Source organism: Microbacterium sp. USHLN186 (assembly GCF_037145155.1).
GTDB lineage: Bacteria > Actinomycetota > Actinomycetes > Actinomycetales > Microbacteriaceae > Microbacterium.
Window position 1 is genome coordinate 789110 of the sequence record NZ_JBBCYA010000001.1, and the last position, 21694, is coordinate 810803.

The 21694-nt window shown below is 70.2% G+C and carries 20 protein-coding genes; 13 read left to right on the forward strand and 7 right to left on the reverse strand.

What is annotated here, in order from left to right; genetic code table 11:
* Positions 1–15: 15 nt before the first annotated feature.
* The gene (locus WFG93_RS03690) at positions 16–312 is read right to left on the reverse strand and encodes a hypothetical protein (RefSeq protein WP_336644958.1); all 297 of its coding nucleotides are present in this window, start codon (positions 310–312) and stop codon (positions 16–18) included.
* Between the two features lie 231 nt (positions 313–543).
* On the opposite strand from WFG93_RS03690, the gene purM reads away from it, so the two are divergent.
* From purM to WFG93_RS03705, 3 genes are read left to right on the forward strand one after another with little or no spacing between them, the layout of a single operon-like run.
* Positions 544–1674 (forward strand): phosphoribosylformylglycinamidine cyclo-ligase, encoded by a 1131-nt coding sequence (gene purM / locus WFG93_RS03695; RefSeq protein ID WP_336644959.1) that lies wholly within the window; start codon positions 544–546, stop codon positions 1672–1674.
* Positions 1675–1679: 5 nt separating this feature from the next.
* A complete protein-coding gene (gene purF, locus WFG93_RS03700) occupies positions 1680–3146 on the forward strand; it encodes an amidophosphoribosyltransferase (RefSeq protein WP_336644960.1) in 1467 nt (488 codons plus the stop codon).
* 55 nt (positions 3147–3201) lie between these two features.
* A complete protein-coding gene (locus WFG93_RS03705) occupies positions 3202–4464 on the forward strand; it encodes an MFS transporter (RefSeq protein WP_336644961.1) in 1263 nt (420 codons plus the stop codon).
* Positions 4465–4540: 76 nt separating this feature from the next.
* On the opposite strand, the gene WFG93_RS03710 is transcribed toward WFG93_RS03705, so the two are convergent.
* Entirely contained in the window at positions 4541–4726 is a 186-nt protein-coding gene (locus tag WFG93_RS03710; protein ID WP_336644962.1) for a DUF3073 domain-containing protein, read from the reverse strand.
* Between the two features lie 153 nt (positions 4727–4879).
* Here WFG93_RS03710 and WFG93_RS03715 point away from each other — a divergent pair, with 153 nt between their 5' ends.
* Both WFG93_RS03715 and WFG93_RS03720 read left to right on the forward strand, forming a co-directional pair.
* The gene (locus tag WFG93_RS03715; RefSeq protein ID WP_336644963.1) at positions 4880–5422 is read left to right on the forward strand and encodes a universal stress protein; all 543 of its coding nucleotides are present in this window, start codon (positions 4880–4882) and stop codon (positions 5420–5422) included.
* A 67-nt stretch (positions 5423–5489) separates the two neighbouring features.
* Positions 5490–6752: a hypothetical protein gene (locus tag WFG93_RS03720; RefSeq protein ID WP_336644964.1), complete on the forward strand. Its 1263-nt coding sequence runs from the start codon at positions 5490–5492 to the stop codon at positions 6750–6752.
* Positions 6753–6857: 105 nt separating this feature from the next.
* Here the strand turns inward: WFG93_RS03720 and WFG93_RS03725 are convergent, their stop codons facing one another.
* Together WFG93_RS03725 and WFG93_RS03730 are read right to left on the reverse strand one after the other, a co-directional pair.
* Positions 6858–7490, reverse strand: a complete 633-nt coding sequence (locus tag WFG93_RS03725) for a PadR family transcriptional regulator (RefSeq protein WP_336644965.1) — start codon at positions 7488–7490, stop codon at positions 6858–6860.
* Entirely contained in the window at positions 7487–8326 is an 840-nt protein-coding gene (locus tag WFG93_RS03730; RefSeq protein ID WP_336644966.1) for a DUF4097 family beta strand repeat-containing protein, read from the reverse strand. The genes WFG93_RS03725 and WFG93_RS03730 overlap by 4 nt, the downstream gene beginning before the upstream one ends.
* A 135-nt stretch (positions 8327–8461) precedes the next feature.
* On the opposite strand from WFG93_RS03730, the gene WFG93_RS03735 reads away from it, so the two are divergent.
* A complete protein-coding gene (locus WFG93_RS03735) occupies positions 8462–9280 on the forward strand; it encodes a MerR family transcriptional regulator (RefSeq protein ID WP_336644967.1) in 819 nt (272 codons plus the stop codon).
* A 46-nt stretch (positions 9281–9326) separates the two neighbouring features.
* On the opposite strand, the gene WFG93_RS03740 is transcribed toward WFG93_RS03735, so the two are convergent.
* Positions 9327–10391 carry a hypothetical protein gene (locus WFG93_RS03740; RefSeq protein ID WP_336644968.1) on the reverse strand — a complete coding sequence of 355 codons (1065 nt, stop codon included), beginning with the start codon at positions 10389–10391 and terminating at the stop codon, positions 9327–9329.
* Between the two features lie 139 nt (positions 10392–10530).
* On the opposite strand from WFG93_RS03740, the gene WFG93_RS03745 reads away from it, so the two are divergent.
* Complete coding sequence (locus tag WFG93_RS03745; protein WP_336644969.1) at positions 10531–11916, forward strand: flavin monoamine oxidase family protein; 1386 nt, start codon at positions 10531–10533, stop codon at positions 11914–11916.
* On the opposite strand, the gene WFG93_RS03750 is transcribed toward WFG93_RS03745, so the two are convergent.
* Entirely contained in the window at positions 11840–12556 is a 717-nt protein-coding gene (locus tag WFG93_RS03750) for a Pr6Pr family membrane protein (RefSeq protein ID WP_336644970.1), read from the reverse strand. The two genes, WFG93_RS03745 and WFG93_RS03750, sit on opposite strands and share 77 nt — an antisense overlap.
* Positions 12557–12670: 114 nt before the next feature.
* On the opposite strand from WFG93_RS03750, the gene WFG93_RS03755 reads away from it, so the two are divergent.
* From WFG93_RS03755 to WFG93_RS03770, 4 genes are all read left to right on the forward strand, one after another.
* Positions 12671–13063 (forward strand): CrcB family protein, encoded by a 393-nt coding sequence (locus tag WFG93_RS03755; protein WP_336644971.1) that lies wholly within the window; start codon positions 12671–12673, stop codon positions 13061–13063.
* Positions 13063–13419: a fluoride efflux transporter FluC gene (locus WFG93_RS03760; RefSeq protein ID WP_336644972.1), complete on the forward strand. Its 357-nt coding sequence runs from the start codon at positions 13063–13065 to the stop codon at positions 13417–13419. The genes WFG93_RS03755 and WFG93_RS03760 overlap by 1 nt, the downstream gene beginning before the upstream one ends.
* 139 nt (positions 13420–13558) lie before the next feature.
* Entirely contained in the window at positions 13559–14137 is a 579-nt protein-coding gene (locus WFG93_RS03765; RefSeq protein ID WP_336644973.1) for a TetR/AcrR family transcriptional regulator, read from the forward strand.
* Between the two features lie 10 nt (positions 14138–14147).
* Positions 14148–17309: an efflux RND transporter permease subunit gene (locus WFG93_RS03770; protein WP_336644974.1), complete on the forward strand. Its 3162-nt coding sequence runs from the start codon at positions 14148–14150 to the stop codon at positions 17307–17309.
* Between the two features lie 98 nt (positions 17310–17407).
* Here WFG93_RS03770 and WFG93_RS03775 read toward each other — a convergent pair whose 3' ends face one another.
* Positions 17408–18325, reverse strand: coding sequence for an aldose 1-epimerase family protein (locus WFG93_RS03775; RefSeq protein WP_336644975.1), 918 nt, complete (start codon positions 18323–18325; stop codon positions 17408–17410).
* 248 nt (positions 18326–18573) lie between these two features.
* On the opposite strand from WFG93_RS03775, the gene WFG93_RS03780 reads away from it, so the two are divergent.
* The gene (locus tag WFG93_RS03780) at positions 18574–20757 is read left to right on the forward strand and encodes a DEAD/DEAH box helicase (RefSeq protein ID WP_336644976.1); all 2184 of its coding nucleotides are present in this window, start codon (positions 18574–18576) and stop codon (positions 20755–20757) included.
* A 186-nt stretch (positions 20758–20943) separates the two neighbouring features.
* Complete coding sequence (locus WFG93_RS03785) at positions 20944–21678, forward strand: aquaporin (protein WP_336644977.1); 735 nt, start codon at positions 20944–20946, stop codon at positions 21676–21678.
* Positions 21679–21694 lie beyond the last annotated feature (16 nt).

Consider the following 21694-nt stretch of genomic DNA (forward strand, 5'->3'; position numbering starts at 1 on the left):
GGTCAACGCTGTCGGTCAGCGCCGCCGGGCGAGGATGCGCCGGCGCAGTCTCTCGCGGCCGCGCGACGGGGGACGGGTGGCGTCGACGAGCGCCTGACGGGCGGCCGCGAGGCTCGAATAGCTGCCGATGCGGCGGCTGTGGCTGTCGTGCACGATGTGCGTGCTCTCGTCGACGGTCACGAAGCCGGCGAACTCGCCACGGCTGGTGGCCACGAACACGTCATGGTCGGCCTGCTGCCAAGCCAGCTCGGTCGGGTTCTGGTCGTCGGGGAAGGGCGCGTCGGAGCGCGCGGGCATGTCGGTACTGCTCATGATCTCTGATCTGTGTCTGCGGGTGGCAGGCTGCCACCTGGGTGCGGCCGGGGCGCCAGGACCCGCATCGGTGCGGATCGGCCACTCGTGCCCGGCCGGGGTGTGCGCTGCGCCGGTGAGATTCGGCGGAACTGAGCGCAACCTCCGATACTAGCACACCGGCGATCCCCGACCTCTACTCGGCTGCGTCATCCGACCTCGGTGCACTACGCGGGCCGGTAGGCTGGAGGGGTGGCAGACTCTCCCACCAACCCCTATGCCCAGGCCGGTGTCGACACCGCGGCCGGCGATCTCGCCGTCGAACTCATGAAGGCGTCCGTGCGCGCGACGCACGGGCCCGAGGTGCTCGGCGGTGTCGGCGGGTTCGCGGGCATGTTCGACGCCAGCGCGCTGCTCGGCTACACCCGGCCGCTGCTGGCCAGCAGCACCGATGGGGTGGGCACGAAGGTCGCGATCGCTCAGGCGATCGACAAGCACGACACCATCGGCCAGGACCTGGTCGGGATGGTCGTCGACGACATCGTCGTCGTGGGCGCGAAGCCGCTGTTCATGACCGACTACATCGCCTGCGGCAAGGTCGTGCCACAGCGCATCGCCGACATCGTGCGCGGCATCGCCGAAGCGTGCTCGGCCACCGGCACGGCGCTGGTCGGCGGCGAGACCGCCGAGCACCCGGGGCTGCTCGGGCCGCGAGACTACGACATCGCGGGAGCGGCGACCGGCGTGGTCGAGGCGGACGCCCTGCTCGGCGCGCATCGCGTGCAGGACGGCGACGCCGTCATCGCCCTCGGATCGAGCGGTCTGCACTCCAACGGCTACTCGCTCGTACGGCACATCGTCGCGGGCGCCGGCATCGGGTACGGCGACAACGCCGCGGATCTCGGCACCACGTGGGGTGAAGCGCTGCTCGAGCCTACTCGGCTGTACACTCTGCCGCTGCTGAAGCTCATCGAGACCCTTCGACCGGCTCAGGGCCCCAACCCGGTGCACTCGCTCAGCCACGTGACCGGCGGCGGCATCGCCGCCAACCTCGCCCGCGTGCTGCCGCAGGGCAGCTGGGCAGAGGTCGACCGCTCGACGTGGACCCCCAGCCCGGTGTTCCAGGTGCTCGCGGACGTCGCGGGCACGCCCCTGGTCGACACCGAGGGCACGTGGAACCTCGGCATCGGCTTCCTCGCCGTCGTCGCGGCGGAGTCGGCGGATGCCGCGATCGCCGCCATCGGCTCGCAGGGGATCGCCGCCTGGCAGGTCGCCACCGTGCGCACCGGTGCACGCCCCGAGGGTCATTTCGAAGAAGGCGCCAAGGGCGTCGACGGCGGAGCAGTGCGTCTGGTGGGCGCCTACGCGGACGGAGCGAAGTAACACCCATGTGCGGCATCGTCGGAATGGTCGCAGGCGGCCCCGTGAACCAGGACATCTACGACGCACTGCTGCTGCTGCAGCATCGCGGACAGGATGCCACGGGCATCGCCACCGCGGAGCCGAACGGCGTCATGCACATGGCGAAGGCCGAGGGCATGGTGCGCGAAGCCTTCCGCACCCGAGACATGCGCTCGCTGCTGGGCAGCATCGGCCTGGGACACGTGCGCTACGCCACCAAGGGCACTGCGTCGAGCGAGGAGGAGATGCAGCCGTTCTACGTGAACGCGCCGTACGGGATCGTCCTCATCCACAACGGCAACCTCACGAACACCCGGGAGCTCACGGCCGACATGGCCGAGCGGTACCGGCGGCACCTGAACTCCTCGAGTGACACGGAACTGCTGCTGAACGTGCTCGCCGGCGAGCTGCAGGCGACGACATCATCGGTCGACCTCGACGCTGACCGCATCTTCGACGCCGTCGAGCGCACCCATGAGCGGATCGAGGGGGCCTACGCCGTCATCGCGATCATCGCCGGGTACGGTCTGCTCGCGTTCCGCGATCCGTTCGGCATCCGTCCGCTCATCCTCGGGCGTCGTGCTGCGACCACGCCGGGCGGGCAGGACGAGTGGGTCGTCACCAGCGAGTCGCTCGTGCTCGAGAACGCCGACTACGAGATCGTGCGCGAGGTCGAACCGGGTGAGGCCGTGTTCATCTCCAACGACGGCGAGCTGTCCACGCGGCAGTGCGCCGAGAACCCCCAGCTCGTGCCCTGCGCGTTCGAGTACGTGTATCTCGCGCGTCCCGACTCGGTCATGAACGGCGTCTCGGTGTACGAGTCCCGGCTGCGCATGGGCGACAAGCTCGCGGACACCATCGCCGAGCACGTGCCGCTCGACGAGATCGACGTGGTCATGCCGATCCCGGACTCCTCGCGTCCGTCGGCAATGGAAGTGGCCCGCAAACTCGGCAAGGAGTACCGCGAAGGGTTCTACAAGAACCGCTATGTCGGGCGCACGTTCATCATGCCAGGGCAGGCCGTGCGCAAGAAGAGCGTCCGGCAGAAGCTCAACGCCATGTCGGCCGAGTTCCGCGGCAAGAACGTGCTGCTCATCGACGACTCGATCGTGCGCGGCACCACGAGCAAGCAGATCATCCAGATGGCGCGCGACGCGGGCGCCAAGTCCGTGATCTTCGCCTCGGCCGCGCCGCCCGTGCGGCATCCGCACGTCTACGGCATCAACATGCCCTCACGGCACGAGCTCATCGCGCACGGGCGCACCATCCCCGAGATCGCCGCCGAACTCGGCTGCGATCGGATCGTCTACCAGGAGGTCGACGATCTCAAGGCGGCGATCATCGACGGCTCCGACCTGACCGACCTCGACATGAGCTGCTTCGACGGCCGGTACGTCACCGGCACGGTCACGCCCGATTACCTGGCCTGGGTCGAGCAGTCCCAGTCCTCGTGACGCGGGGTCGGTCCCTCAGCCCGTCGCCTGTCCTGAACAAGCGAAGCGAGACGAGATGAAGGGCCGAGTGCTGGCCCTGCTGGGCATCGTCCTCTGCGCCTTCTCGCTGCGCTCGGCGGTGGCCTCGCTGTCGCCGGTGGTGGAGCTGATCGGCGAGGACTTCGCGGTCCCGTCGGCCGTGCTCGGCGTGATCGGCACGCTGCCGCCGGTGTGCTTCGCGCTGTTCGGCATCCTCACGCCGCTGCTCGAGCGGCTGCTGGGCATCGAGAAGCTCACCGTGATCGCGCTCGTCGCGATCACGGCCGGCCTGGTCGGCCGCGGCTTCGCGGGCGACTCGATCGGTCTGCTCGCCGCCACCGCGCTCGTCTTCGCCGGTGTGGGGATGGGGAACATCCTGCTGCCGCCGCTGGTGAAGAAGTTCTTCCCCGAGCGCATCGGGCTGATGATGACCCTCTACACCACGGCGATGGCGGTGTCGACGTTCCTGCCGCCGCTGGTCGCGGTGCCGGTGGCGGATGCCGCGGGCTGGCGCTTCTCGCTGGCGATGTGGGCGGCTTTCTCGCTCGCGGGTGTGATCCCCTGGATTCTCATGCTGGTGCGCCCGCCGGCAGTCGCGGCGGCCGAGCGGACATCGCCCAGGGAACGGGTCGACGACGCCGCATTCGTGGAGACGGGCCCGGTGGCCACCGCGCCGACCACCCGCCGGCTCTTCTCGCGACTGGTGCGGATTCCGCTGGTGTGGGCGCTGGCGCTCACCTTCGGCACCTCGGCCACGATGGCCTACGTGTCGTTCGCATGGCTGCCGTCCATCCTGGTCGACTCCGCGGGCGTCGACGCCGCGACGGCGGGCTTCCTGCTGTCGCTGTGGGCCTTCATCGGGCTGCCGGCGTCACTCATCGTCCCCGTGCTGGTGGTGCGGTTCCAAGCGACTCGTGCGCTGTTCGTGTTCGGCTCGGTATGCGCGCTGGCCGGTCTGCTCGGGATCATGCTCGCCCCGCTGCCGCAGCTGCTGTGGCTGTGGATGGTGCTCTTCGGCCTCGTCGGACTGCTCTTCCCGCTGTCGCTGGTGCTGATCAGCATCCGCTCGCGCACGTCCGAGAGCGCGGTGCTGCTGTCGAGCTTCGTGCAGAGCGCCGGCTACGTGCTCGCCGCCATCTTCCCCGTGCTGGTCGGCATCCTGCATGACGTGACAGACACGTGGATCGTCCCGCTCATCGCCGTCGCGGCCGTGCTCGTGCTGACCTTCCCGGCCGGGATGATCGCCGGACGCCGTGGCACGATCGAGGACGAGTGGGAGCGCCGTCACGGGGCATGGTGAGGCCCCACGCACGACGAAACCCTGGTCGACGAGCGGATGCTCGACGCCAGGGTCTCGATCAGCGGACGAGGGAGGGTCAGGCCTTTTCGAGCTCGTCTTCGTCTTCGTCCGCGTACATGTCGGCCCACTTGTCGACGTACTGGTCGTCGGACGACGGGTGCCCGAGCTCACTCTCCAGTGCGGAGAAGTTCACGTCGGGACTGTACGACTTGAGTTCGCGGGCGATCTTGGTGTGCTTCGCCTTCTGACGGCCACGGCCCATGCGCGAGACCCCCTTTTACGAGTTCAGCAGCGGGCTGTGCAACGCCCGATGATATTCACGGCACCGGCCTGAAGCCGGTAAGAGTAGCATTCAGGATAGCACGCACGCCAGAGCATCCGGCCGTCCTGCGGCCGGCCCGCGGAAGGATCGGACATGACGGATTCCACGCCCACAGCATCTGAGGAAGCGACGCAGAACGCGGCACTGCAGAAGGCGGTGATCGTCGGACTGCAGCCCGGCCAGCCACCGCACGTGCTCGAGGAGGCGCTGCGCTACGCGCGACTGCTCGGCGCTCCGCTGGTGGTCGTGCACGTGGACGTCACCCGCTTCGTCACCTACGAGGACCCGGACGGCTACGTGCACTCCGCTCCCATCGATCTCAATCTGGACGCCGGCGCCGCGGAGTTCGAGGACGTGCAGCGCGCTGCCGAACGGACGCTCGCCGACGTCGATGTGCCGTGGACGGCACGGCAGCTGGTGGGTGACCCGGCCCTCGCGATCAAGCAGCTGGCCAACAAGCTCGACGCCCAGCTCATCGTCGTCGGCACACGCAAGCGCGGCATCGGAGAGTCGATCCGCGAGTTCTTCACCGGGTCGGTCGCCGCGCGCCTCGCGCACCGGCAGCACCGGCCGGTGCTGGTGATCCCGCAGGGCGAGTCGGTGCCCGACGAGCAGAAGGACATCTGGACGGAGTGAGCGCGACGGCGGCGCGGAGAATGGAACCGATTGGCGAGCGCCGCCGCCAGCGGCGTTCAATGGAGAGGTGAGACTCCCGTCCCGAGGTGCCTTCGCCCTCATGCTGACCGCGCTGCTGCTGCTCGCCGTCAACCTGCGGCTCGCCGTGACGACGGCGTCCGTGCTGCTGCCGCTGCTCATCGACCAGGGGGCGCTGAGCCCGCAGGCGGCGATCCTCGTCCCCGCGCTGCCGACCGCGATGTTCGCGGTCGGCGGCGTGCTCACTCCGTGGCTGAGCAGGCGCATCGGCGCGGTCGCCGCCGTGACCTGGGCGATGGCGGCGGTGTCGATCGGGATGCTGGTGCGCTTCGTCCCGCACTCCCTCGCCGTCGTCGGAGGCACGGCCCTCGCCACGGCCGGCATCGCCGTGATCAACGTGCTGCTGCCGGCGCTGGTGCGTGCAAGCAGCGGCACGCGCATGCGCGCGGTGACCACCGCCTACACGACGGTGCTCTCGGGGGCGGCGGCGATCGGCGCCGCCGCGGCCGTGGCCCGCGCGCCCCCCCGCGGGGCGGCGGGGGGGCGGGGGGGGGGGGGGGCGCGGGGCGCCGCCGCGGCCGTGCCCGTCGCGCACGCCTTCGGGTCGGCGTCGCTCGGGCTGGGATCGTGGGCGCTGTTCGCGGTGCTCGCCCTTGTCATCTGGGTGGTCGCCGCGCGCGGCGCCGGTGTGGATGCGGCGCTCGCGCCGTCGGCATCCGAGGGGCGGGTCCCGCTGCCGCAGGGCACGTGGGCGCTCACCGGGTTCTTCGCACTGCAGGCGCTGCTCGCCTTCGTGATCATGGGTTGGCTGCCCACGATCGCCGTGGAGAGCGGGATCAGCCCGGCGCGGGCGGGAGTGCTGCTGGGAATCGTGATCATGGTGAGCATCCCGGCCGGCATCGGCGCAGTGAGCATCGCGCACACGCTGCGCGGCGTGCGGATCGGGGTCGTCGTCGTGTCGCTGGGCACGGCGCTCGGGGTGCTGGGGCTGTGGCTGGCGCCGGCGGCGGCGCCCGAGCTGTGGGCGGTGCTGATGGGCATCGGCATGGCGGCGTTCCCGCTCACCCTCGCGCTCATCGCCCGAGCCGGCAGCGGTGCCGCCGAGGCGACACGGGTCTCGGGCGTCGCGCAGGGCCTGGGGTACGCGCTCTCGACCGTCGGCCCGCTGGGAGCCGGTGCCTGGTACAGCAGCGGCGGCGCATGGGGCCCCGTCCTGGTCGGCATGGCCATCGGGGCCACCGTGCAGGGAGTGATCGGCCTCGTGCTGGCCTCGCCACGCGAACAGCGCAGCCGGGCCGGGACCACGCGGTGACAGCGCAGCCACGCCGAGACCACACGATGACGCCCCGCCCGCAAGAGGACCTCACGGGCGGGGCGTCGAGCGGGCAGTGCCGGTGCAGCCGGCACTGCCGGATCGCTATTCGGACGACAGCGTGCTGAGGGCGCGGGTCAGGGCTCGCGCCGCCTCGTCCATGGCGTTCTCCAGCTCGGTGACCACGGACGCCGGCAGCGTTCCGCCCCGCGCCACGTGGGTGCGCAGATCCGTGCGGACCTGGGCGCGGAACGCGTTGACGGCGGCATCCGCCCGCTGCAGGTGCTCCCGGCTGGTGGTGCGCTCGTCGCTCATCCCGTCGAAGCGCGGACGCGACTTCGATGAGCGCTTCTCCTCGTGCGCGGCGGCCGCGAGGTCAGCCCGCAGGCTGCGCATGGCATCCTGCACGCTCTGGCGCACCTCGTTGGCGATCAGGCGCACGGAGTCGGCGAGGCCCTCCTCGATACCGGCGAGATCCGACTCGCGGGCGGCGAGCTCGGCCCGGCCGGCGTCGGTGATGGCGTAGATCGCGGTGCGACCGTCGACGGTCTTGGTGACCAGGCCCTCCTCCTCGAGCTTGGCCAGACGAGGGTAGATGGTGCCCGCGCTGGGCGTGTACGTGCCGCCGGTGCGGTCGGTCAGCGCCTGGATGATGCCGTAGCCGTGCTGCGGCTCCTCCGCGAGCAGTGACAGCAGGTACAGGCGCAGGTCGCCGTGCGAGAAGACGGCGGGGCTCATGATTCCCACTCCGCGTCGTCGGCGACCGACACCTGCGGGCGTCGCAGCACCGTCACGCCGCCCGAGACCGAGTTCGCGCGCACGTCGACGAAGCTGCCGGCGAGCTCGCCGACCTGCCCGGTGTAGCTGCCGGGGCCGCCGCTGGAGCGCTCGACGCCGTCGACGGTGAGCCGGCCGCTCATGCTGCGCAGCACGTAGTTGGCCGGCAGAGTCTCGTCCAGCCGGATGGTCGTCGCGCCCGAGACCGTGTTGAGGTTGATGGTGTTCATGTCGCCGACCGCGTCGACGAGGATGGCGCCCGATACGGTGTCGACGGTGGCCTTGCGCATGCTGCCGGTGACTGCGACATCGCCCGAGACGCTGTTGGCGTTGATCGATCCGGTCAGGCCGCGCACCTGCACATCGCCCGACACGGAGTTGGTGGTCAGGTCGCCGCTGATGCCGTCGGCGATGAGGTCGCCCGACACGGTGTTCAGCTTCGCGTCGTTGCGGATGCCGGAGATCAGCGCGCCCGCGCTGACGACGCCGAGGGTGAGCGCGATCGCACGGGGGACGGCGATGCTGACCTCGGCCTTCGGGCCTCCTGCGCCGAAGTTGCGGAACACGTCGAGGAAGTTGTCCCACCCGATCTGCGGGTGATCGATCTCGACCTGTGTGCCGTCGGACTCGACGCGCAGATCCTTTACGGTGACGTTGTGCACCTCGATGCGGATGCCGGCTTCGTCGTGCGCGATGACGTCGACCTGTCCGCCCACGAGCCCGACCTTCAGCCGGGACGCGGAGTCGATGTCGATGACGCGTGATTCGCCAGGGGCGATGAGCCACTTCTCGGTCATAGCGGTTCTCCTTCTGAGGATCTGAATCGAGATATATCGTGTTGTGCGACGGTAACACGATATATCTCGATTTGGAAGACGCGTCTGCGAGTCGTGCTTGACCTTTCCGTTGCGTCAACTTCTACCGTGGTTCTCATGACACACCGGGAGAGCACCGACTGGTCGATCCAGCAGATCGCCCGATTCGCGGGAACCACCAGCAGGACGCTGCGCCACTACGACGAGTTCGGTCTGCTGTCGCCCACTCGCATCGCTGCGAACGGCTACCGGCGCTATGACGAGGGGGCGCTCGTGCGCCTGCAGCGGATCCTGCTGCTGCGCCAGCTGGGTCTCGGCCTGCCGCAGATCGCGCGCATTCTCGACGCACCCGAGGGCGGGAGGCCAGCTGAGGGGCGGATGCAGCGCGAGACGGAAGCGCTCGAGGAGCACCTGGCATGGCTGCGCAGCGAGCAGCAGCGCATGCGGAGGCAGATCGCCTCCGTCGAGAGAACCATCACCGCATTGAGAGAAGGAGTGCCGATCATGGCCGAGAACATGTTCGACGGTTTCAACCACACGCAGTACAAGGACGAGGTCGAGCAGCGCTGGGGCGAGAAGGCCTATGCCGACGGCGACCGCTGGTGGCGGGGGATGTCGGACCAGGAGCGCCAGGACTGGACGCAGCGGGTGTCGCAGCTGGCGCGCGAGTGGTCCGCCGCCGCCGAGAGCGGCGCCGACGCGGCATCGGACGAGGCGCAGCAGCTCGCGCGGCGCCACGTCGAGTGGCTGCGCGGCATTCCCGGTACCCCCGCCACCACTGCGGGCGGCGACATCAAGGGCTACGTGCTCGGCCTGGGTGAGATGTACGTCGCCGATCCGCGGTTCGCGGCCAACTACGTCACCCGCGCAGGCGGCACGGCAGGCGCGGAGTTCGTCCGCGACGCCCTGCAGATCTACGCCGAAGCGCACCTGTGATCGAGCGCGGAGGGGACGAGTGCGGCACCCGTCCCCTCCGCTCTGCTCATGACGCGTCGTCGAACACGCGGCGCCCCACCGCGGTGTCGCTGAGCCGCCAATCGGTCTCCTTGACGGTGTGGAAGAAGTTCACGAACGACGCACCCGCGTCACGCGCGCGGCGGATCAGCATGCGCGACCACCCCTCCTGGGTGATCCAGTCGTCCGCCGTCGCCTCATAGGGCGGATTCTCGGGCCACTGGAACACCCACGTGCCCCACGCCGCGTACTGCGAGCCGCCGGCAAGGAACGACGCCGGACGGTCGGGTGCTGACGCCGCCTCGGCGATGCCCCACGGCTTGCCGGCGGCGAGCGCCTTCAGCCGAACGACCGGCCCGTCCGCGCGGTGGAAGCCGAAGACGTCCTCGGTGCTCTGCCAGCCCGGCGAGCTCGCGCGTGCCTCACCCCAGTTGAATCCGTCCAGGGCCAGGGCATCGACGTATGCCGCGCCCGGGTAGTAGGACTCGAACGGGTAGGGGCCCGCGCCGTAGTTCAGCGGGTTCCAGAGGAAGACCACCTTCGGCGCGATGGCCTGCTTGAGCGCGTACACGTGCCGCCACATCGCGATGTAGTCCGTGGGCGTCGTGGCCGCCTTCTTCCCCGCCTGGCTCGACCATGGCCGGGACGAGTCGTCCATCTCCGGCGCGAACCGCACGATGATCTCCGCGTCGGCGGTCCGGGTCGCGGCATCGCGCAGCCACGCCTTCAGCTGCGCGTCGAAGGCGCCGGCTGCGATGCGACGCGGTGCGAACTCGGGCTGCTGGTCGGCCGGTCGGCTCCAGTCCCACGGCTCCCATGCGATGAGCAGGGCGGATCCCCGGGCCGCCGCCGCGTCGACGTAGGAGTGCGGGAACTGCGGCGCGCGCACGAAGTCGACGTACGTCGAGAGCATGCCGTTCGCACGCCCGAAGGCGGTTTCCTCCGCCGCCATGGTCGTGAGGTCATGCGACGCCCAGCCCAGCAGCATCTGCGGGTCCGCATCGCGGATGCTGGCAGGTGCCGTTGTCTGCGCCGTCGCGGCGCTCGTGGTGGACAACGCCAGGACGAGGGATGCGACGAGCGCTCCCATCATCCGGGCATGACTGTATCGGCCTGTTCTGGCCATGTGCTTCCTCCGGTGTCTGCGCGCTGCGCCTGCAGCGCGCGCTCCATTCTCCGGCCGGAGGGCCGCGCTGTATAGAGTGACCGGGCGCGAGTAGTCTGGCAGCACGATGAGCATCACTCGCCGCACCCTGCTCGTCGGCGCGGGAACCGGCGCCGTCGCGGTGCTTCTCGCCGCCTGCACGCCCGAGCCGCAGCCCAAGCCCACACGCACCTCCACGCCTGCGCCGCGGCCCTCCGCGCCGGCTGACGTCCCCAAGCCGGAGGGCTGGCTGCGCAGCACGTGGGCGAGCGACCCCTACTCGTTCGGCTCGGTCAGCTACCTGCCTGCCGGAGCCGATCCGGGCGAGCGTCAGAAGCTCGCCGAGCCCATCCTCGACCGGCTGTTCTTCGCCGGGGAGGCGACCGACAGCACCCGTCCCGGCACCGTGCTCGGCGCCGTGGACGCCGGACGCCGCAGCGCCCTGGCGCTGATGTCGAGCACGACCGAGAACGAGCGCATCGCCGTCGTCGGCGCGGGGGTGGCGGGCGTGATCGCCGGACGGATGCTGGCCGACGCCGGACACGAGGTCACGATCTTCGAGGCGCGTGAGCGCATCGGAGGACGCATCCACAGCGATGCGGACGCGCAGCAGTGGCCGATGCCGCCGCAGCTGGGGGCATGGCTGCTCACCGAGAAAGATCTGGCCGCCCTCGGTGACCGCCTCATCGACGTCGGCGAGGACACCCTCGCCCTCGAGACGCCGACCGGCTGGTCGAAGGAGGGCGAGGCGCCGACCGTCGAGGGGCGGCAGATCGCCGACGCGTTGCAGCGCGCTGAGTCCCAGCCCTCGGATCTCCCCATCACCGAGGCTCTCGAAGCGAACGGCGTCGATCTCGACGACCCGGCGCTGGCCGCTTCACTGGCCTGGCTGTCGGCCATGACCGGCGTCGATCCCACCCGCGCGTCCAGCTGGTACGCGCCCGAGTTCCCCGCCGACAGCCTGCACGGCGCCACCGGCGACCTCGACTCGTTCCTCGACGACTACCTCGACGATCTCGAGGTCACCCTCGCCTCCCCGGTCGTGCGCGTGGCGTACGACGACCGCGGGGTCAGCCTCCGACTGGGCACGGGGGAAGCGCTCTCGTACGATCGCGTCGTGGTGACCGCTCCTCTGGGCGTGCTGCAGCAGCAGGGCATCGAATTCGCGCCTGCGCTTCCGTTCGCGCATCGCGGGGCGATCACGGCTCTCGCCTCGGGGTTCATCGAGACGGCATGGATGCGGTTCGCGGAGCCGTTCTGGAGCACCGACGCCACGATCTGGCACGTCGTCGGCGGCGACGGGCTGATCGGCACCTGGCTCAATCTGCAGCCGCTGACGGGCGAGCCGGTGCTGGTGGGCATCGTCGGCGGCGCGGATGCCGAGCAGTTCGCGGGCCTCAGTGAACGCGATGCGCAGGTCGCGGCGCGCGCCTCGCTCGTCTTCTTCGCAGAGCCGGCAGCGGACGAGGGCTGAGCTCACCCCACGGCGGCATGGCCGGACGCACGCGGCTCAGCAGCACCAGCGCCGAGGCCACCAGGGCGAAGATCGACAGCGCGAGCGCACAGCTCAGCGCCATCTCGCCGACGCCCGACACCTGACGCAGGTCGAGGAAGTAGTAGGGGTACCAGCCGATGAGGTTGCCGCGCCAGATCGTGAAGACCCCCCACACGATCGGGTACAGCAGCACGAACGGCACCACTCGCCACGATGCCGCGCGCCGGCCGGGATCGAACACCCACGACATCACCGTCCACGCCGGCAGCACGAAGTGCAGCACCACGTCCGACCAGGGCACCGTGATGGGGATGCCGCGCAGGCCCGCCTGCCAGACGATGAGCGCGAAGGCGACTCCTGCTGTCGCGGTCCAGCTCAGCACCAGCGCCCGGGCGGTGGTCAGCCATGCGGGGTCCGCATCATGACGCAGCGCGAAGATCCCGGCGACGACCGCGAGGACGGCGTAGACGGTGTTCGACTGGATCGTCAGATACGCGAAGAAGTTGTCGCTGGCCACGGTCTGCGACCCCATGCCCCACAGCATCCGGTGCACGAGCGCGACGACGCACAGTGCCGCGGCCAGCAGGCGCAGCCAGCCGAATATCCTTCGCGTGAGCACTCGAGTGTCGTCCTCCCGGCGGTGTTCGCTCTTCGGGTGCGGGGCCGTACCGTGTCCCCGAGTCTACGTAACCCCGGCTGAGCCGCCTGCGGCCGCCGGACTAGAGTGGCGCAGGTGACCACCCCGTCCGCCGCGCGCGTCGTGCTGCGACGCGCCCTGCTCGCCGCGGCCGGCGGCACGATCGGCACCGCTGCGCGGCTCGCGCTCGGCCTGCTGATCCCGGACGCACCCACGGGGGTGCTCGTCGCCAATCTCCTCGGCGCTCTGGCGCTGGGGATGCTGACGGCGCGGCTGCCCACGCCGGACCTGCGGATCCTCCTCGGCACAGGACTGCTCGGCGGTTTCACCACCTACAGTGCATTCGCCATCGACGCGGTGGGGCTGTGGGGCGCGTCACCGGTCCTGGCCCTGGGCTACGTGCTGCTCAGCGTCGGCGGGGGAGTGGCCGCCGCCGTGCTCGGGCTGCGCCTGGGCGCCGGCGCGGGTCGCCGGCGGCGGATGCCATGATGCCGCTCGCCTTCCTGCTCGCCTCCCTCTGCGGCGGTCTCGGTGCGGCCACCCGGTATCTCGTCGACGTGGGCGTGGCGCGTCTGAGCGGTGCACGGTTCCCCTGGGGTGTACCGATCATCAACATCACCGGGTCGTTCGCGCTCGGCCTCGTGGTGACGGCACTTCCCGGCGCCGCATTCGTGCTCGGGGCCGGTTTCCTCGGCGGATACACCACCTTCAGCACCGCGATGCTCGATGCCGTCTCGCTGTGGCACGAGGGGCGCCGCGCCGCGTCGGTGGCGGACGCGGGGGGCATGCTCATCGCCGCGCTCGCCGCCGCGGGCCTGGGCCTCATTGTCGGCACCACCCTCTGAGGTCCTTGCCGAGCCGCCCTCCAAGCCCGCACACAGCGATGGCTGCCAGGATGTACAAACGTACATGTACTCGCGTACATCCGTCGTCTGCGACCTGCGGAGTGCGGCGTGGTGCACGACACCGAATGCAGGAGAGCCGATGAGCGAGGGCGCGCGCCGACGCCGCGATCCTCAGTCGCGTCGCCGTGAGATCGTGGCCGCCGCAGCCGAACTCATCGTCGAGGTCGGCGTGGGGGCCGTCACCCATCGACTGATCGCCGAGCGCGCCGGCGTGCCGCTCGGAGCCACGACGCAGTACTTCACGACGCTCGACGAGCTGCGCTCGGAGGCGCTGCTGTGCCTGGGTGCCGAGGTCGACGCGCGCATCGCCCACATCCGGGCGGTGCTCGAACAGCACGGGGCGACGCCCGCAGTGCTCACCGAGCTGATCCAGCAGGGACTCGCGGATGCCCGCGCGCTCGCCGCCGACGGCGCCGTCGTCACCGCGGCCGTCGACGACCCCCAGCTGCGCGCGCTGGCCCGCCGCTGGTCGGAGCAGCTGACCGGCTTCCTCGTGCCCGTCTACGGCACCCGGCGCGCCACGGCCGCCGCCGTCTTCATCGACGGCGTGCTGTGGCACGCGCGCATCCACGACGAGCCGCTGAGCGCGGCGCTGCTCGAGGACGCCCTCACCGGCATCCTCCGCCCCCGCACCGACCCCACGACCACGAGCGACTGAAACGAGCACCGTGTCGAATCTCGCCATCCTCAGCCTGCGCAATCGTGCGCTGATCGCCCTGATCACCATCGTCTCCGCCGTCTTCGGCGGACTGGCGCTGAGCAACCTCAAGCAGGAGCTCATCCCCTCGCTCGAGCTTCCCGCCCTGGTCGTGATGACGAACTACCCCGGCGCCTCACCCGAGGTCGTCGAGAACGACGTCTCCACGCCCATCGAGAAGGCGATCCAGGGCGTGCCGGGGCTGGAGTCGACCAGCGCGACGAGCACCACGAACGCCTCGATCGTGCAGGCGATGTTCGACTACGGCACGAACCTCGCGACGGCAGAGCAGAAGATGCAGCAGGCGATCAACCGCGTCGCGCAGCAGCTGCCCGACGACGTGAGCCCCCAGGTGCTCAGCGTCTCGATCGACGACTTCCCGGTGATCCAGATCGCGGTGACCGGCTTCGACGACTCCCAGACGGCGCAGCGCGACCTGGAGACGACGGTCATCCCCGACCTCGAGGACGTCGACGGTGTGAACGCCGCCGAGATCGTCGGCGGCGTCGGGCAGCGCATCACCATCACACCTTCCGCCGAGAAGCTGCTCGCCGCCGGCCAGAGCACGCAGGCGATCACCCAGGCGCTGCGGCAGAACGGCATCCTGCTGCCCGGTGGTGCGATCACCGAGGGCAGTGAGACGCTCACCGTGCAGACCGGCGACAAGGTCTCCTCCGCGGAGGAGATCGCCGCGCTGCCCCTGGCCGGCACCGACCTGCACATCGGCGACGTCGCCGCCGTCGCGCAGGTGGCGGACCCCGTGACCTCGATCTCGCGTGTGGACGGCGAGGACGCCGTCTCGATCGCGGTGACCAAGCTCCCGGCCGCCAACACCGTCGACGTCTCGAAGGGCGTGCTGGCAGCGCTCGACGAACTCGGCACCACGTTCCCGGATGCCGAGTTCACCGTGATCTTCGATCAGGCGCCGTACATCCAGCAGTCCATCGAGACCCTCGCCACCGAGGGTCTGCTCGGGCTGGCGTTCGCGGTCATCGTCATCCTCGTCTTCCTGCTCTCGATCCGCTCGACATTGGTCACCGCGATCTCGATCCCCACGAGCGTGCTGATCACGTTCATCGGCCTGCAGGCGTTCGGATACTCGCTGAACGTGCTGACCCTCGGCGCGCTCACCATCGCGATCGGGCGTGTCGTCGACGACTCGATCGTGGTGATCGAGAACATCAAGCGCCACTACGTCGAAGGTGCCGAGAAGGGCGCCGCGATCCGCCTGGCGGTGCGGGAGGTGGCGTCCGCCATCACCGCCTCGACCATCACCACCGTCGCGGTCTTCCTGCCCATCGTCTTCGTCGGCGACATGGTCGGTGAGCTGTTCCGGCCGTTCGCGATGACGGTGACGATCGCCATGGTCGCCTCGCTGCTGGTCGCGCTGACGATCGTGCCAGTGCTGGCGTACTGGTTCCTGCGCCCTGGCCGTCCGCTGGTCGCCGAGGACGGCAGCCGCATCGACCCCGAGCATCCGGATGCTCCGCCCACGCCGCTGCAGCGGCTGTACCGGCCGATCCTGGGCTGGACGCTCCAGCACTCGGCGGTCACCGTGGTCATCGCAGTGCTCGTGCTCGCCGGCACACTCGCCGCGGCCCCTCTGATGAAGGTCAACTTCCTGGGCGACACCGGGCAGAACACCATGACCGTCACCCAGGACATCGGTGCGACCGCCAGCCTCGACGCGGAATCCAAGGCGGCGCGCGAGGTGGAGGACGCACTGCAGGGCCTCGACGGCATCACGCACGTGCAGGCGTCGATCGGGTCGAGCGGTTCGGCGCTGCGCGATGCGTTCTCGGGCGGGGCGGGGATCACCTACTCCATCCAGACCGACGACGACGTCGACCAGCAGAAGCTGCGCCAGGCCGTGCAGAAGAGGCTCGACGGCCTCGAGGACGCCGGCGACGTGTCGGTGTCCGCTAGCTCCGGGGGCTTCGGCTCGAGCGACATCGAGATCACCGTCACCGCGCCCGGCGCGGAAGACCTGCAGAGCGCCACCGCCGCTCTCGTGAAGGAACTGGATGGTCGTGCCGGGGTGGGCGAGGTGACCGACAACCTCGCTGCCTCGCTGCCCTACATCGCCGTGGTCGTGGATCGCGACGCTGCCGCCGAGCGCGGCCTGTCCGAGGCGGCCGTCGGCTCGATCGTGTCGAACACGATGCGTCCGCAGCAGATCGGCTCGATCGAGGTCGATGACTCCAGCCTGACCGTCTACCTGGTCGACGCCGCACCGCCGACCTCGGTCGACGCACTGAAGCAGCTGACGATCCCGACCGCCACCGGTCCGGTGCCGCTGCAGGAGCTCGCGACCGTCGAGCAGCGCAAGGGACCCACGGCGATCTCCACCGAGCAGGGTCGGCGCACCGCGACCATCACCGTGCCGCCGGCATCCGACGACCTCGCGGTCGCGACATCCTCGGTGCAGGCCGCGCTCGACGCGGTCGACCTGCCCGAGGGCGCTCGCGCCGAGGTCGGCGGCGTCGCCCAGCAGCAGGCCGACTCGTTCTCGCAGCTCGGACTCGCGATGCTCGCGGCCATCCTCATCGTCTACGTGGTGATGGTGGCGACGTTCAAGTCGCTGCGTCAGCCGCTGCTGCTGCTCGTCTCGGTGCCGTTCGCGGCGACCGGTGCGATCCTGCTGCAGATCGTCACCGGCGTGCCCCTGGGAGTGGCCTCGCTGATCGGTGTGCTCATGCTGATCGGCATCGTCGTGACGAACGCCATCGTGCTGGTCGACCTCGTCAACCAGTACCGCGCGAAGGGCCTGTCGACGCCCGCGGCGGTGATGGCCGGTGGTGAGAAACGTCTGCGGCCGATCCTCATGACGGCCCTCGCGACGATCTTCGCGCTCACTCCGATGGCCCTCGGCATCACCGGGCACGGCGGGTTCATCTCGCAGCCCCTGGCGATCGTCGTGATCGGCGGGCTGGTCTCATCGACCGTGCTGACCCTGATCGTGCTGCCCACGCTCTACAACCTCGTCGAGGGGGCGAAGGAGCGGCGTGCGGCCAAGCGGGCCGGCCGGGATGGCGCGGCGCCGACGGATGCCCCCGGCGCGGACGCCGACGGCTCAGACGGCGGCGTCGCCCTCACCCGACGTCAGCTGCGTGCCGGCGGCGTGAGCGACTGAATCCCGGCATCCGGACTCGCACGAAACGCAGGACGACACACGAAACGCAGGAGTGGATCGCCGGATCCATCCTGCGTTTCGTGCGAGATCCTGCAGATTCAGGAGAAGCGGATGCCCCAGTGCAGCGTCCACGACTCGCCCGCGGCGAGCCGCCGCAGGCCGCGTCCGGAGTTGAACGCCTCGGCCGGCGCGGTCATCGGCTCGATGGCCACCGCGAGCGGCTGACCGGGGTACTTCGTGGTCGTGAACGCCTGCACGTAGTCGAACCCCTCGCCCTGCTGCAGGGTGATCGTGCGGCCGTCGGGCGCGGTGAGCGTCGTGCGCACGAACCCGTCGGCGTCGCGATGCAGGTTGGCGTAGCCGGTGTCGAGCTGCACGTCGCCGATCCGGCATCCCTCGCGCAGGTCGGTGCCGGATGCCACCGGGCTCTCGCCGATCGGCAGCATCCGGTCGTCGGTCTCGAAGTACGTCTCCGCCGGCAGCCGCAGCACGAGCTCGCGGGCATCGACGCCGGCCATCACGAAGTACGGATGCGTGCCGAGAGCGACCGGAGCCGGGTCGGCCGAGCGGTTCGTCAGCGTGTGCGTGACGTCGATGCCGGCATCCGTCAGCGCGTACGTGACCGACGTCGCGACGAGGTACGGGTATCCGGTCTGCGGCACGATGGCGGCGCGCAGGGTCACCGCCTCGTCGCTCTGCTCGGCGATCTCGTAGGCGGTGTAGCGCAGCAGACCGTGGCTGGCGTTGCCGAACTTCGGCTCGGTGATCGCCAGCGCGCGGGTGACGTCACCGTCCTGCCACACGCCGTCGCGGATGCGGTTCGGCCAGGGGGCGAGCACCACGCCCGAGCACGACGGTGTCGGCTGATCGACGGGATAGGGCGGCATGATCTCGACGCCGCCCACCGTCAGATGACGCAGCGAGGCGCCGACCTGCGCGACCTGTGCGGTGACCTCACCGCGTCGCAGATGCAGCTGGATGCCGGTGGGGGAGTCGATCACGTCGTCAAGAGGCATGCGGCCATCGTACGGCGGGCACTCTCCCAGCAAAGGTCGGTATCGTGGAGCCAGTCGGCTTCGGGCACCCGCATCACGCGGTTTCTTCCGAGCAGCACACGCGCTCATTGTGAGCCCAGGGGCCGATGGTTCATCACCATCACATGAATGGCCCCGGCCGACGGATGCCCGGGTATGTCCCACGCGCGCTGACCTCTGTGCCCGCGGAGCGGACGCTGTTCTCGTGTCAGAGACAGTCAGGAGACACCATGCCCAAGAACGGCAAGCCCAAGGGCGGACGCCCTTCGCGCAACTTCGAGCCGCGGTATGCGAAGAGCGGACCGTCGTTCCACGAACGCCACTCCGGCGGACGCCCCGCACGTGACGACGATCGGGATGCCGGCCAGCGCCGCTCCTTCTCGTCCGACGGCCGCGCCGGCAGCCGCCCCGGCAGCCTCAGCCCCAAGCACCGCGGGTACCGTCCTGCCGAGGCCGATGGATCCGCTCCGAAGGGCCGCTGGTCGGACGCACAGCGCGCCGGCCGCGACGAGGCACGCTCGATCCGCAACCGGGCCGAGTCAGGACGCCGCGAGGCTCCGCATCACCGCGCCGACCGCGACGACCGTCGCGGTGGTCGCGACTTCGAGCGCAACGACCGCTTCGGTCGGGATTCGCGTCCGGCTCGTGACGACCGCTTCGGGCGGGACTCGCGTCCGGCTCGTGACGACCGCTTCAGCAGGGACTCGCGCCCGGCCCGGGACGACCGCTTCAGCCGGGATTCGCGTCCGGCTCGTGACGACCGTTTCGGTCGCGACTCGCGTCCGGCTCGGGACGACCGCGGCGGCTACGGCAGGGATTCGCGTCCGGCTCGTGACGACCGTTTCGGGCGGGACTCGCGTCCGCCTCGTGACGACCGTTTCGGTCGGGACTCGCGTCCGGCTCGTGACGACCGCGGCGGCTACGGCCGGAGCGAGCGTCCTCGCTTCGACCGTGATGCGCGTCCGGCTCGTGACGACCGTCGCGGTGGGTTCGAGCGCAGCGACCGCCCCCGCGTCGACCGCGACGCCCGCCCGGCTCGCGGCGACCGCTTCGACCGTGACGCGCGCCCCTCGCGACAGAACCGCGACGACCGCCCGAACCGCAGCGACTGGAACGCCTCCGCGAACGCGAAGGCGCACGAGGAGCATGTCGATGTCGTGCACGAGCGACTGGAGGCGGAGGCCGTGCAGGCCACCGAGGTCGCGGATGTGACCTTCGGTGATCTGGGGATCGGCTCGAACATCGTCGAGATCCTGAAGAACATGGGCGCCGAGACGCCCTTCCCCATCCAGGCAGCGACGATCCCCAGCATCCTGCAGGGCCGCGACGTGCTCGGCCGTGGCCGTACCGGCTCGGGCAAGACGATCGCCTTCGGCGCGCCGCTGGTCGAGAGCATCCTGCTGTCGCAGAAGGGCACGCGCCGCGAGTTCGGCCGCAAGCCGCGCGCGATCATCCTCGCGCCGACCCGCGAGCTCGCGCTGCAGATCGACCGCACCGTGCAGCCGATCGCCCGCAGCGTCGGCCTGTTCACCACGCAGATCTACGGCGGTGTGCCGCAGGCGCGCCAGGTGGGCGCGCTGAACAAGGGCGTCGACATCATCATCGGCACGCCCGGCCGCATCGAAGACCTCATCGAGCAGCGCAAGCTCGACCTCTCGGAGGTGCGCATCGCCGTGCTCGACGAGGCCGACCACATGGCCGAGTTGGGCTTCGCCGAGCCGGTGCAGCGGATCCTGCGCAAGACCGGAACCGCCCTCGATGACGGCGCCACCAGCCAGAAGCTGCTGTTCTCGGCCACGCTCGACCGTGAGGTCGCCGCGATCGTCGACGAGTTCCTCGTCGACCCGGCCGTGTACGAGGTCGCCGGTGAGGACCAGGACTCCAGCACGATCGACCACCGTGTGCTCGTGATCGAGCACCGCGACAAGGCCGACGTGCTCACCTCGCTCGTCGACCGCGAGGGCCAGACGCTGGTCTTCGCCCGCACCCGGGCGTATGCCGAGATGCTGGCCGAGCAGTTCGAGGACGCCGGCATCGCCGCCGTCTCGCTGCACGGCGACCTCAACCAGGCCAAGCGCACGCGCAATCTGCAGAAGCTGACCGCCGGCAAGGTGCAGGTGCTCGTCGCCACGGATGTCGCCGCGCGCGGCATCCACGTCGACGACATCGACCTGGTCGTGCAGGCCGACGCTCCCGACGAGTACAAGACGTACCTGCACCGCTCGGGTCGCACCGGTCGCGCCGGCCGCTCGGGGCGCGTGGTGACGCTGATCACCCGTCAGCGTCGTCGCCGCATGGAGGACCTGCTCGGCCGCGCCGAGATCGACGCGCCCTTCGAGCAGGCCGCGCCCGGCGACGATGTGATCGAGGAGATCGCCGGTCGGCAGCTGAGCGAGGCCGAGCTCACCGCCTGAGCCGCTCAGAACTCCGGAGAACCCGCCGGTATCCGACCTGTGAGGGTCGGATACCGGCGGTTTCGCCATGTTCTTCCGGAGTTCTGGACGGCCGCACCCGAGAGAAACCGGTGATTCCACCTGGCGAGAGCACCGGCACGGGCGCGCGATCCGCGTCCTATATTCGTCTCACCACGAAGGGCGAACATGAACAGCATCCGTCTGCCGCGCCGCGCCGCCGCCGAGTTCCTCGGCACGGCTCTGCTGGCCTGCATCGTCATCGGCTCAGGAGTCACCGCCGAGCGGCTCTCGGATGACCACGGCATCCAGCTGTTCACGAACACCGTCGCCTGCGTCCTGGGCCTGGGTCTGCTCATCGTGGTGCTCGGACCGGTCTCGGGCGGCCATCTGAACCCCCTGCTCTCGCTCGCCGATCGCATGCTCGGGCGCAGCGAGCGGAGCGGTCTCACGCGGTCGGATGTCGCGGTGTACCTGCTCGCGCAGCTGCTCGGCGCATTCTCGGGCATGCTGCTGGCGGCCGTGATGTTCCAGCTTCCCGTGGCGGTCTCGGGTGCGGACCGGGTCGCGCCGCACACCTTCGTCGGCGAGCTCGTCGCCGCCGCCGGGCTCGTGTTCGTCTTCTCCTCGCTCGCACGCGCCCGGCAGAGCCTGCCAGTCGTCGCGGTCACCATGGCCGCCTATCTCGGCGCGGCGAGCTGGTTCACCAGCTCATTCGGATTCCTCAACCCGGCCATCACCCTCGCCCGCGTGTTCACCGACACCTACGCCGGCATCGCGCCGGCATCCGCTCTGCTCTTCATCGTCGCGCAGCTGATCGGCGGCGCCTTCGGCGCGGTGGCCGCCGCCGCGCTGTTCCCCGGCGAGCCCACTGCAAGACGCGATGAGGCCGACGAGGTGATGGCGATCGGCATCGCCGCCTGAGTCCTGAGCCGGTGCG